Source organism: Burkholderia sp. LMU1-1-1.1 (assembly GCF_040675865.1).
Classification (GTDB): Bacteria; Pseudomonadota; Gammaproteobacteria; order Burkholderiales; family Burkholderiaceae_D; genus Rugamonas.
On sequence record NZ_JBEGHG010000016.1, the window covers coordinates 1 to 12,823 of the forward strand.

Annotated in this window: 8 protein-coding genes; 5 read left to right on the plus strand and 3 right to left on the minus strand. The window is 66.5% G+C overall.

Annotated elements, in window-relative coordinates:
• Window positions 1-20 precede the first annotated feature (20 nt).
• Window positions 21-1,862 (minus strand): CHASE2 domain-containing protein, encoded by a 1,842-nt coding sequence (locus tag MRBLMU1_RS15750; RefSeq protein WP_363502968.1) that lies wholly within the window; start codon window positions 1,860-1,862, stop codon window positions 21-23.
• 247 nt (window positions 1,863-2,109) lie between these two features.
• Here MRBLMU1_RS15750 and MRBLMU1_RS15755 point away from each other — a divergent pair, with 247 nt between their 5' ends.
• From MRBLMU1_RS15755 to MRBLMU1_RS15775, 5 genes are all read left to right on the plus strand, one after another.
• Window positions 2,110-3,495 (plus strand): FecR family protein, encoded by a 1,386-nt coding sequence (locus tag MRBLMU1_RS15755; protein WP_363502970.1) that lies wholly within the window; start codon window positions 2,110-2,112, stop codon window positions 3,493-3,495.
• A 335-nt stretch (window positions 3,496-3,830) separates the two neighbouring features.
• On the plus strand, window positions 3,831-6,551 hold the full coding sequence (locus MRBLMU1_RS15760) for a DUF4214 domain-containing protein (protein WP_363502972.1): 2,721 nt from the start codon (window positions 3,831-3,833) through the stop codon (window positions 6,549-6,551).
• Between the two features lie 311 nt (window positions 6,552-6,862).
• Entirely contained in the window at window positions 6,863-8,683 is a 1,821-nt protein-coding gene (locus MRBLMU1_RS15765) for a type I secretion system permease/ATPase (RefSeq protein WP_363502974.1), read from the plus strand.
• A gap of 3 nt (window positions 8,684-8,686) precedes the next feature.
• The gene (locus MRBLMU1_RS15770; RefSeq protein ID WP_363502976.1) at window positions 8,687-10,048 is read left to right on the plus strand and encodes an HlyD family type I secretion periplasmic adaptor subunit; all 1,362 of its coding nucleotides are present in this window, start codon (window positions 8,687-8,689) and stop codon (window positions 10,046-10,048) included.
• On the plus strand, window positions 10,048-11,406 hold the full coding sequence (locus tag MRBLMU1_RS15775; protein ID WP_363502978.1) for a TolC family outer membrane protein: 1,359 nt from the start codon (window positions 10,048-10,050) through the stop codon (window positions 11,404-11,406). The genes MRBLMU1_RS15770 and MRBLMU1_RS15775 overlap by 1 nt, the downstream gene beginning before the upstream one ends.
• Window positions 11,407-11,493: 87 nt before the next feature.
• Here MRBLMU1_RS15775 and MRBLMU1_RS15780 read toward each other — a convergent pair whose 3' ends face one another.
• Both MRBLMU1_RS15780 and MRBLMU1_RS15785 read right to left on the minus strand, forming a co-directional pair.
• Window positions 11,494-11,835, minus strand: a complete 342-nt coding sequence (locus tag MRBLMU1_RS15780) for a DMT family transporter (RefSeq protein WP_363502980.1) — start codon at window positions 11,833-11,835, stop codon at window positions 11,494-11,496.
• Window positions 11,836-11,907: 72 nt separating this feature from the next.
• Entirely contained in the window at window positions 11,908-12,798 is an 891-nt protein-coding gene (locus MRBLMU1_RS15785; RefSeq protein WP_363502982.1) for a sulfurtransferase, read from the minus strand.
• Window positions 12,799-12,823 lie beyond the last annotated feature (25 nt).

The following is a 12,823-nucleotide window of genomic DNA, read 5'->3' on the forward strand; positions in this document are numbered from 1 at the left end:
GCGCGGGCTCGGCCGGCCCCTCACGCGGCCTCCAGCGCGTACAGGGTGATCGGGTGTTCCCGGCCGCGCAGCGTGTGCTCGCCGAGCGGGGCCAGGCGGTGGCGGGTGCTGCGCGCGGCCGCGCCGGGGCCGACGATGACGTCGTGCGGCAGCGCGCGCGCGGCCGTCTCCAGCCGCGAGGCCAGGTTGACGCTGTCGCCGACGGCGGTGTAGATGCTGCGCGAGGACGAGCCGAAGTCGCCGCTCAGGGCCACGCCGCTCTCGATGCCGATGCGCACCCGCACCGGCGCGAGCGCGCGCGCGCGGCGCGCGTCGTTGAAGACGGCCACGGCCGCGACGATGGCCAGCGCCGCGTCGAGCGCCTGGTCGGCGTGGTCGGCCACCGGCAGCGGCGCGCCCCAGAACGCCACCAGTCCGTCGCCGGTGTACTTGTCGAGCGTGCCGCGGCGGGCCAGCACCGGCGCCGTCAGGCACTCGAGGAAGTCGCGCGTGAGCTGGGCCGCCTGCTCCACCGGCAGCGCCGCCACGTGGGCGGTGTAGCCCTCCATGTCGGCGATCAGGGTGGTGACCTCGCCGCTGCGCGGCGCCAGCGGGTCCTTCAGGCCCTGGCGCAGCAGTTCGTCGACGACGGCGTCGGCGACGTACTGGCGCAGCGTGCCGAGCAGCTGGCGCGAGCGCCGCTGGCTCGATTGCCACGCCAGCGGCACGGCCACGGCCAGCAGGAACAGGTTGACCATCAGCGGCCCGGCCGGGTTGAACTCGGCGTCGTGCGCCAGCAGGCGCCACGCCAGCGCCAGCCAGGCCGCCGAGGCGCCCGCCAGCAGCGCCATGTTGCTCAGCGCCGACAGCCGCGGCAGCGTCCACGCCGCCAGCAGCGTGGTCAGCAGCGCGAACGCCACCGCGATCGCCCGGCCGGGCCACGGCGCCGGCGCCACGCCGTCGCGCACGTCGAGCTGGGCGGTGAGGGCGGCCGCGTGCACCAGCAGGCCGCTGGTGAGCGGCGACAGCGGCGTGGCCACGCGGTCGGCCAGGCCCAGCGAGGACGAGCCGACCAGCACCAGTTTGCCGGCGATGAGCTCGGCCGGCCAGCGCTGGCGCAGCACGTCGATGGCGGGCACCACGGTATAGGCCTCCCAGCGGCGGCTGTACGGCAGGCGGCGCAGGCCGGGGCCGCCGGTGAGGCCGTCGGTGGGGCCGCCGGCGCGCGCCGGGCGCCCGCCGCAGCAGTCGAGCAGGGCCAGCGAGAGGGTCGGGTAGCGGCGCGCGTCGAACCAGGTTTGCATCGGCAGGCGCCGGATCATGCCGTCGGGGTCGGGGATGAAGCCGATGTTGCCGACGTGGGCGGCCTGGCGCAGGCCGGCGTGGTTGGCGATGTAGCCGCTGGCGCCGAGCGCGCCGTCCGCCCGCGGCGCGGCGGCGCCGCCGGCGAGCGCGCCGACCCGCAGCGCGGCCGTGCCGCTGTAGTCGAACGCCTGCGGCATCACCAGCGGCGCGTGCCGGGCCAGCATGGCGATGCGCTGGTCGCCGCCGGCGTCGGCCGGCTCGGGCAGGATGATGTCGAGGGCGACGCCGCGCGCGCCGTAAAAGCCGAGCAGTTGCTCGAGCAGCGCGGCCAGGCGCTCGCGCGGCCACGGCCACGGGCCGGCCGCGGCCAGGCTGGCCTCGTTGATGTCGACCACCACCAAGCGGTCCTCGGGGGCGTCGCCGGCCTGGGCCCGCACCAGCTGGTCGCGCAGCCATTCGTTGGCCGCGTACGGCTGCAGCGCGGCCGGCAGCCATTGCGACCACAGCGCCAGCGCCAGGGCGGCCAGCACCACCACCGTGGCCGGCGGCAGCGGCGGAAGGCGGAACGGGCGGGTCATAGCGGAAGGGGGCGAGGCGGCATGCGGATCGGCGTGTGATGGTTTATTGGCGGCAAGTATAGCCGGATGTGGGCGGCACCGTAAGGGGAAGTTAGCTTTAATGTAAGCAGTTGTAAGACCTGGGCGGCGGCGTCGCACGGGACTGTTGCGCGATGCTATAGTTTAAGTATTGTTCCTGCTCAATGTGATCGCCGTCACAGTATTATGGGCGATAAAGCGGACAATAGGAAAAAAAAGGAGTATTACCATGTTGTCCCCGAATTCGTCTCCCTCCTGCGCACGCGGCGCCGCCCGTGGCGCGCGCCGCTGGCTGGCCGCCGGCTTGCTGGGCCTGGCCGCCGCCGCCCACGCCGGCGAGGCGGCCCGCGTGGTGTTTGTTGCTGGAGAGGTACAGGCCGGGCCGCGCGCGCTGGCCCTGGGCGACGCCATCCAGGAGGGCGACGCCATCACCACCGGCGTCGCGGGCTATGTCTACCTCAAGACGGTCGACAACGGCCTGCTGATCCTGCGGCCGTCGACGCGCGCGCGCATCGTCACCTACCACGTCGACAAGGCCGATCCGCGCCGCACCCAGATCAAGTTCGAACTGCTGTCGGGCGTGGCGCGCAGCGTCTCCGGCGACGCCGTCAAGCTGGCGCGGCAGAATTTCCGCTTCAACACGCCGGTCGCCGCCATCGGCGTGCGCGGCACCGACTTCACCGTCTCGACCGACGCCGAGACCTCGCGCGTGACGGTGATCTCCGGCGCCATCGTGGTCAGCGGCTTCGGCGGCAACTGCATGCCCGGCGGCGCCGGTCCGTGCGAGCAGGGCGCCAGCCGCGAGCTGGCCGCCACCCAGGCCGGCCAGATGCTGCAGGTGCGCCGCGGCCAGCCCGCGCCGCAACTGTTGAGCACGGCCGGCAGCGCGCTGGCGCCCGACACCGTGGCGCCGCCGCGCGCCGACGAGCCGGTCGCCAAGGCCGGCGCGGCCGCGCCGGCCGTCGGCGAGGTCAGCCTCGATCCGCAGAAGACCGAGAGCCTGCTCACGCAGGCGGCCAACAAGGCCAACGCCGCGTCGGTGCCGCCGCCGACGTCGTCGACGGTGCTGCCGCCGGAGCAGCCGCCGCTGGTCGTGCCGGTGGCGCAAAGCCAGCTCGTCTGGGGCCGCTGGCAAGCCATCGCCAACCGTCCGGCCACCGTCGACAGTGTCAAGACGCTGACCGACGGCGCCACCGAGGTGGGGCGCAACGGTTATTACGCGCTGTTCCGCACGCCGGGCCAGGTGTGGCAGTCGCCGGCCCAGGGCAGCATCGGCTTTTCGCTGTCGCAAAGCGAGGCGTTCGTCATCAACGAGGCCACCCGCGCCAATACGGCGGCGCTGCTGGAGAATGGCAAGTTGAATGTCGATTTCGGCACCGCGTCATTTACCACCTCGTTCGATCTGGTGAATGTCGACGGCCGTTACGGCTTGCAATCGCAAGGCACGGTGTCGAAGGACGGTATTTTGGCCGGCAACAGCCAGTTCTCCAAGCCGACCAATATGACGGTGGTCGGCGCGCTCGGTAACGAGAATGGCGGCAGCGCCGCCTATATATTCACCTCGCGCCTCGACGACAAGCGCGTCGCCAATGGCGTGACGTACTGGCGCAAATAGCGGCGGGTGAATAAATAATAAAGGGGCGGATCGGATCCGCCCCTTTTTTTTGTCCGCGACGGATTTTATTAATATAAAGTCCATAATTAAAACACGCTTGCATATCTGATAATTGTCGGTTGATTTCCCCGATGGCTTATCTCATAATGTCGCGCGGCCTTGTTTTGTAGCTTTTTTATGAAAGAAGCGAAGTTTTTATCGTTTCGTGTGACGGTCGTCACATTGAGCGCTAGATGCCTTCTGCCATTATGGCTGCCGTACCACTGCAAGTGAGCAAAGCTTCAAACGCATTGCAGTTTGAAACTTATTGAATTGACCTTTAGGAGTTATAAATAATGACTATCAGCACCTCCGATATCCAAGCCCTGTACATCGCTTACTTCAACCGTCCTGCCGATTTCCTGGGCCTGGACTTCTGGAAAAACGCCGCCACCGCCGCTGGCAGCGTCGAAGCTGTTGCTAACTCGTTCGCCGCGTCGAACGAATACAAGTCGATGTACGCTGGCAAGAGCACCCCTGAAATCATCAACACCATCTACCTGAACCTGTTCGGCCGCGCCGCTGAACCAGCAGGTATCAAATTCTGGGGCCAGGCTCTGGACAGCGGCTTCCTGAACGTCGGTAACATCGCTTACTCGATCTTCAAGGGCGCGCAAAACGAAGACAAAATCGCCGTGCAGTCGAAAGTGACCGCCGCCGAAGCCTTCTACGCCTCGCTCGACACCAGCGCTGAAATCGTCGGCTACAGCGGCCCAGCGGCCAACGCCGTCGTCAGCGATTGGCTGAAAGGCATCACCACCCCAGCCAACCTGGCAGCGAACACCACCGCCGACGCACTGGCAGCCGTGTCGACCGCCGCCACCGCCGCCCACGACGGCGCCGGCAGCACCGGCACCACGCTGGCCACCACCCTGGCCATCGACACCCTGGTCGGCACCACCGGCAACGACACCATCAACGTGTACGCCAGCGGCACCAAGGCCGACGGCACCGACGCAACCACCCTGAGCGCCAACGATTCGATCGACGGCGGCGCCGGCATCGACACGCTGAACCTGGAAGTCCTGGCTGGCCCGCTGAACGGCGCGCAAGTCGGTACCGTCAAAAACGTTGAGATCATCAACATCGCTGGCGCCGACCTGCTGGCCACCGGCACCATCGACGCGACCAAATACCAAGGTTCGACCAACATCAACATCCAGAGCACCACGGCTGCAACCGTTGTGACCGTAACCGGTCTGTCGGGCAAAACCCTGGGCGTTGGCGCTGGCTACACCGCCGCTTCGATCAACGCCGACTCCGCTTCGGCCGTGCAATCGGTCGCACTGACCAATGTTGCCGACGCTCTGATCGTTGACGCCGTCAACACCAAGACCACCACCCTGAACGTGTCGGGCACCGTTGCCGATACCGCAGGCGGCGCCACCGGCACCATCGACCTGAACAACACCGGCGCCAAAGTCGCGACGCTGAACCTGAACCTGAAAGCCGACGCTAAAGTCGACGTCGCCGGCCTGGCCGCGCTGGCCTCGCTGGTGTCGACCGGCACCAGCGGCGTTGAAGTCGTCGGCGCCGGCACCACCCTGCAAAACATCACCACCGCAGGCGGCGCCGACACCGTGTCGATCTCGTTCGTAACGGCCGCCGCTGCTGGCGCGACCGCTGCCAAGAACGCCACCGTTTCGAGCGGCGCTGGCGCCGACACGATCGCCGTCACCACCACCGGCACCGGCCTGACCACCGTTGACGCCGGCGGCGGCGACGACACCGTCACCGTCACCAAATCGGCCGGCAACGCCCTGTCGATCAGCGGCGGCACCGGCGACGACAAAGTCGTCATCGGCGGCGCGGCCCTGGCCACCACCGACGTCATCGACGGCGGCGACGGCACCGACACGATCGCTGTTGCCGGTTCGGCAACCGCGCGCGTGGCCGACGACTTCATCGTCCTGACCAAAGTGATCAAGAACTTCGAATCGCTGGCCCTGACCAGCGCCGAAGGCGCAGTCGGCACCGGTGTGGCTGCTGAAATCGCCCTGGACGCATCGAAACTGGCTGGCTACACCAAGTTCACGTTCGAAGCCGGTGCTTCGTTCGTCAACAGCGTGGCCGCCAACCAGACCGTCGTTGTCGCCTCCGGCGCCACCGCCGTGACCGCTAGCGCCGCCGGCTACATCGCCAAAGGCGCGGGCGGTGCCACCAGCACCACCTACGCTGGCACGCTGACCGTCAACGCCGGCGTCGATACGACCGCCGCCACCGTCACCGCACGCGCCGACACCGTCAACCTGACCGTGAAAGCCATCGACACCGACGTCGACGCGACCCTGGTATCGACCCCAGTGACGCTGACCGGCGACGTGAAGACCGCTGTGGTCACCGTCAACAACGGTATCGACGCGCAAGACGGCGTCACGCTGCACGACAACCTGGCCAACGTCGCTATCACGACCGCAACCACCGACAACGCGCTGCTGGGCAACACCGGCGAAGCGGCACTGGGCAACCTGGCATCGCTGACCCTGTCGGGTTCGGGTTCGGCCACCGTCGTCAACGCTGACTCCACCAAACTGGTAACGGTTGACGCATCGGCACTGGGCGGCACCTACACCGTGACCGCCGACGGCCACACCGCTGGCGCCGCAACCGTTGGCCTGAGCTACACCTCGACCAACAGCGCTGTTGAGTCGATCAAACTGGGCTCGGGCATCGATGCGCTGTCGATCGGTAAATCGACCTACGGTTCGGTGGACAGCATCACCGGCCTGAACCTGGTGCTGAACGCCGCCGGTACGGCTCTGACCGCTGCTAGCGACACGCTGGCAGTGACCGGCGCGACCACCGCTGTCAAGGCCACCACCACCCAGACCGATATCGATCTGGCCCTGAAAGACATCGCCACCGCCCACACCGGCGCTACCGTTGTCTTCGCGATGGGTGGCGACACCTACGTCTACCACGACGCTGGCACCGCCGGCTCGGTCGACGCGGCCGACGTGCTGGTCAAACTGGTTGGCACCGTCAACCTGGACGCCCTGGTCGTCGCTCTGGGTTAATTCCCGAGCCATCCCCGGCCCGTGCCGGGGAGCGCCATACCCGGCGGCGGGGCAGTCCAACGCCCCGCCGCCCGCAAAAGCCAAGCGCAAGCTTGGCTTTTTTCATTTTTGCCGACACTATCCCATCGGTAAGCAACACCAGGCGGGGAAGTGGTGGCAAAAGCGATGGCCGTGTGTTACGCTTCGGAAATGTGATGTGGATCACATTTTAAAAGCCGATTCGGCGCTAACCTCGCGTCTCCCGCTCACGGGTCGGGCCCGATTGTGATCCCGTCGTTCCATGCGTTTCAACATTGCCCTGTGCACGCCCCATGAAAAATTTTCTGAAACCTAAAAACGAGATCGAACAGGCGCTGCGCTCGTTCAAGAGCACCTTTGTGACGGTCGGCTGCTTCAGCGCCGTCAGCAACCTGCTCATGCTCGTGCCCTCGCTGTACATGTTGCAGATCTACGACCGCGTGTTGCAAAGCCGCAACGAGCTCACCTTGCTGATGCTGACCCTGATGATGCTGGGCGCGTATGCCGTGCTCAGCCTGCTGGAACTGGTGCGCAGCTTCGTGCTCGTGCGCGTGGGCGCGCGCTTCGACATGCAGCTCAACAAGCGGGTCTACACCGCCGCCTTCGAGCAAAACCTCAAGAAGAGCGGCGCCAACGCCGGCCAGGCGCTGCAGGACCTGACCAACGTGCGCCAGTTCCTCACCGGTAACGCCCTGTTCGCGTTCTTCGACGCCCCGTGGTTCCCGGTTTACCTGATCGTCATCTTCCTGTTCGAGCCGTCGCTGGGCGTGTTCGCGCTGTGCGGCACGTTGGTGCTGGTGCTGCTGGCCTATATCAACGAGCGCGTCACGCGCCAGCCGCTGGCCGAGGCCAACACCATGTCGATCGCCTCGGGCGCGATGGCCACCAACAACCTGCGCAACGCCGAAGTGATCGAATCGATGGGCATGCTGCCCAACCTGATGGGCCGCTGGTTCAAGATGCACGGCAAATTCCTGCAATTGCAGGCCACCGCCAGCGAAAAGGCCGGCCGCGTCGCCGCCGTCACCAAGTTCGTGCAAGTGTCGCTGCAATCGCTGGTGCTCGGTTACGGCGCGTTGCTGGCGGTCGAGGGCAAGATCACCGCCGGCATGATGATCGCCGCCTCGATCCTGGTCGGCCGCGCGCTCGCGCCGGTGCAGCAAGTGATCGGCGTGTGGAAAACCTTCAGCGGCACGCGCAGCGCCTACCAGCGCCTGACCGGCCTGCTCGAACTCAATCCCGCGCGCGCCGCCGGCATGCCGCTGCCCAAGCCCACCGGCGCGCTCAGCGTCGAAGGCGTGACGGCGATGCCGCCCGGCTCGAAAGTGACCGTGCTGCGCAGCATGGGCTTCGCCATCAACGCCGGCGACGTGCTCGGCGTGGTCGGCCCCAGCGGGTCGGGCAAGTCGACGCTGGCGCGGCTGCTGGTGGGCGTGTGGCCCGCCGCGCTGGGCAAGGTGCGCCTCGACGGCGCCGACATCTACCAGTGGAACAAGGCAGAGCTCGGTCCGCACATCGGTTATCTGCCGCAAGATATCGAGTTGTTCGCCGGCACCATCAGCGAGAACATCGCCCGCTTCGGCGACATCGACGCCGACAAGGTGGTGCTGGCGGCCAAGCGCGCCGGCGTGCACGACATGATCCTGCACCTGCCCGAAGGCTATGACACCGTGCTTGGCGACGGCGGCGGCGGCTTGTCCGGCGGCCAGAAACAACGCCTCGGCCTGGCGCGCGCGATGTACGGCGACCCGTCGCTGCTGGTGCTCGACGAACCCAACTCCAACCTCGACGACGTCGGCGAGGCGGCGCTGCTGCAGGCGATCAACGATTTGCGCCAGCGCGGCAAGACCATCGTGCTCATCACGCACCGCACCAGCGTGATCGGCGCCACCACCAAGCTGCTGGTGATCAGCGAGGGTAGCGTGAGCATGTTCGGCCCGACCCGCGACGTGCTCAACGCGCTGCAGGAAAACCAGAAGAAGCTGCAACTGCAACAACAGCAGGCGCAACAGGCCGCCGCCCAGGCGCAGCAAGCCGCCGCCGACCAGGCCGTGGTGCAGCAGCAGGCCGCGGCCGCCGCGGCGGCGGCCAAGGCAACTAGCGAACAGGAATAAATCATGAGCAACTTAGTGAGTAAAATAGAACCAGCGACCGACGTCATCAGCCACGACGTCGCGCCGCTCACCGTCAACACCGACGCCTCGGCATACAGCCGCCTGGGCTGGATCGTGGTGCTGGCCGGCGTCGGCGGCTTCCTGCTGTGGGCCTCGCTGGCCCCGCTCGACAAGGGCGTGCCGATGTCCGGCTTCGTCGCCAAGGAGGGCAACCGCAAGGCCATCCAGCACCAGTCCGGCGGCACGATCCAGGACATCCTGGTCAAGGACGGCGACGTCGTCAAGAAGGGCCAGGTGCTGGTGCGCATGAACAGCGTGCAGGCCGGCTCGGCGGCCGAGACCACCCGCGCCCAGTACTTCAGTGCCCGCGCCACCGAGGCGCGCCTGGTCGCCGAGCGCGACGCGGCCGCCGCGGTGCAGTTCCCGGCCGAACTGGAGGCCGCCAAGACCGACCCGCGCGTGGTCGAGGCGATCGCCGGCCAGCGCCAGCTGTTCACGTCGCGCCGCTCGTCGCTGACCAGCGAACTGTCGGCCTTCGACGAGAACATCGCCGGCCTGAAGTCGCAGATCCGCGGCCTGGAAGAGTCGCGCAACAGCAAGAAGGTCCAGTTGGGCATCCTGCAGGAGCAGCTCGACGGCATGCGCGAATTGTCGCGCGACGGCTACATCGCCCGCAACCGCCTGCTGGACCTGGAGCGCACGTTCGCGCAGATCAACGGCGCCATCTCGGAAGACATCGGCAGCATCGGCCGCACCCGCAGCCAGGTCATGGAGATGACGTTGCGCCGCATGCAGCGCATACAGGACTACCAGAAGGAGGTGCGCACCCAGCTGTCCGAGACCCAGCGCGAAGCCGAGGCGCTCGGCGCCCGCATCAAGGGCCAGGATTACGAGCTGGCCAACACCGACGTGCGTGCGCCCGAGGACGGCACCGTGGTCGGCACCACCGTGTTTACCCGCGGCGGCGTGGTCGCGCCGGGCGCGCACATGATGGATATCGTGCCGAGCGACGACGCGCTCGTGGTCGAGGGTCAGCTGGCCGTCAACCTGGTCGACAAGGTCCACCGCGACTTGCCGGTCGAACTGATCTTCTCGGCCTTCAACACCAACAAGACGCCGCACATCCCCGGCATCGTGACCCAGGTGTCGGCCGACCGCACCGTCGACGAGCGCAGCGGCCAGCCGTACTACAAGGTGCGCGCCAAGGTCTCGCCCGAGGGCGCCAAGCTGATCGCCGCCAAAAAGCTCGACATCCGTTCCGGCATGCCGGTGGAGATGTTCGTCAAGACGGGCGAGCGCACGTTGATGAGTTATCTGTTCAAGCCGGTCTTCGACCGCGCCAAATCGTCGCTGGCGGAGGATTGATGATGGTTTTACGCACAAGCTTGCGCGCCGTCCCGCGCCGATTGGCGCTGGCGCTGGGCGCGGCGTTGCTGGCCCACGCCGGCGCCGCCTCGGCCATCGATCTGGTGCGCGCCTACCAGGCCGCGCTGAGCAACGATCCGGCCTACCTGAGCGCGGTGCAGGACGCCGAGGCCGGCAAGGAGTACCGCAAGATCGGCCGCGCCAACCTGTTGCCGAACCTGTCGGCGAGCTATTCGAACAGCAAGAACAAGACCGATCTGACCAGCCCGGATATCTTCGGCACCGAGCGCACCACCCATCCGGAGTACAACAGCCACTCGGCCGTCGTGCAGCTGCGCCAGCCGCTGTTCGCGCTCGACGCCTGGGCCTTGTACAAGCAAGGCAACGCCCAGTCCGACTATAACGTGGCCCAATTCTCGGCGCGGGTGCAGGAAATGATCCTGCGCGTCACCGGCGCCTATTGCGACGCCTTGTATGCCGACGACCAGGTGCGCATCGCCACCATCCAGCGCGACATGTACCTCGAGCAAAAGCAGGTCAACGACCACCTGTTCAACAAGGGCGAGGGCACCAAGACCGACATGCTCGAAACCCAGGCCCGCCTGGACCTGTCCGAGGCCCAGTTGCTCGAGGCGATCGACAACCAGACCTCGCTGCGCGCCACGCTGTCGACGCTGGTCGGACAGGAGGTGACGTCGCTCAACGAGCTCAAGCCGGAATTCCGCCTGGCGCCGTTGCCCGAGGGCGGCTATGAGGCATTGCGCAAGATCGCGCTGGAGAACAATCCGGAGATTGTCGCCCAGAACTACGCGATCGAGTCGGCCAAGCAGGAATTCAACAAGGCGCGCGCCGGCCACGCCCCGCGGTTGGACTTCGTGGCCAGCTATAGCAAGAACAGCGCCCAGGATATCGACACCTACAACCAGGACTCGACGGTCAAGGCGATCGGCATCCAGCTCAACATTCCGCTGTACGCGGGCGGCCAGGTCAGCGCAATCTCGCGCCAGGCCTACGCCGGCGTGGAGAAGTCGCGCGCCGAGCTGCAGGTCCGGACCGACCGCGTGTTGCTGGAGTTGCGCAAGCAATATTTGTCGATGGTGAGCAGTGCCTCGCGCATCGCCGCGCTGAACAAAGCGGTCGAGTCGGGCAAGTTGCTGGTGGTCGCCACCGAGCAGAGCATCAAGGGCGGTGTGCGTATCAATCTGGACTTGCTCAATGCCCGCCAGCAGCTATACACCAGCGAGCGCGATCTGGCGCAGGCGCGTTACAACTATCTGGTGGCGACGATGAAGATGCGCGGCGCGCTGGGCGTGCTGGGGCCGGACGACGTGCGCGACATGGCGTCGTACTTCCGCTAAGGCGGGGGCGGCCGGTATTGGGGATGGCGGGATTGGCGCCGCCGGTGTGTGTTCGGCGGCGCCGACCGCTGCGCACGCCGGGTGGATTTATTTTGACATCAGCACCACGGCCGCGCACAGCAACGCCATGCCGGCCACCTTGTAGCCGGTGACCGACTCGCCCAGCACCAGGCAGCCGGCGCAGGCCACGATCGACATCGTCACGGCGGTCATTAATGGATAGGCCACGGTCATTTCCAGTTTCGCCAGCGCTTGGCTGTACGCACCGAAGCCGACCACGTAGCAGGCCGCCGCGCCGGCCAGCCAATAGAGTTTGACCCAGCCCCCGGCCGCGAGGTGGTTGGCCGAGATCTTCATCATGACCGTCGCCAGCGCGCCGCACAAACCGGCCGCGGCGCACCAGGCATATCCTGCAAAGGTAGATATCATTCTAAAGTGTCCGCGGTTTTCTTGAGCCGGCTGGTCTGTCATCATACCTCACCCAGCCGGGTGGGGGCTGGCCTAGTCCTTGCCGTAGCAATGCGGGCACGACTTCTCGTACACATACTCCGGCGACAACTGCTGGCGCGGCGTGACCACGGCGCGGCAGACGAAGCACTGCACCGTTTCGGTCGGTTCCAGCTTGGGATTGAGCGCGGTGCGGTAGTCGAACACGAAGCAGTCGCCCGTGTAATGGGCGCCGCCGACCTCCTCGAAGTACTTCAGGATGCCGCCCTCGAGCTGGTAGACGCTGTCGTAGCCGATGTTCTGCATGTGGATCGCCGCTTTTTCGCAGCGGATGCCGCCGGTGCAGAAGGTCACCACGGTCTTGCCGTCGAAGTCGGGCTTGTGCGCGGCGATCACTTCCGGGAATTCGGTGAACTTGGTGATGCGGTAGTCGACCGTGTTGTCGAACGTGCCGACATCGACCTCGAAGTCGTTGCGGGTGTCGACCATGACCACCGGCTTGCCGTTGTCGTCGACGCCGGTGTCGAGCCAGCGCTTGAGCGTGTGGGCGTCGACGAATGGCGCGCGGCCCTCCTCGGGCTTGATCAGCGGCATGCGCATGGTGATGATTTCTTTTTTGATCTTGACCAGCATGCGCTTGTGCGACTGCTCGACCGAATAGCTTTCCTTCACCTCCAGGTCGGCGAAGCGGGCGTCGCCGCGCACCCAGGCCAGGTACTCGTCGATGTGCGAGCGCGGGCCGGACAGGAACATATTGATGCCTTCCGGCGTGAGCAGGATGGTGCCCTTGAGGCCGAGCCGCTTGCAGATGTCCTGGTACAGCGGCCGCATCTCTTCGGTGTTGTCGAAGGTGACGAACTTGTAGGCGGCGATGTTGACGTGGGCGGCAGCGGCTGCGATGGCGGCGGCATGCGCTTCAGCTTGTAAAGCGGTATTAGCGGGCATGATGGATGGGATCAAAAAAACGGAA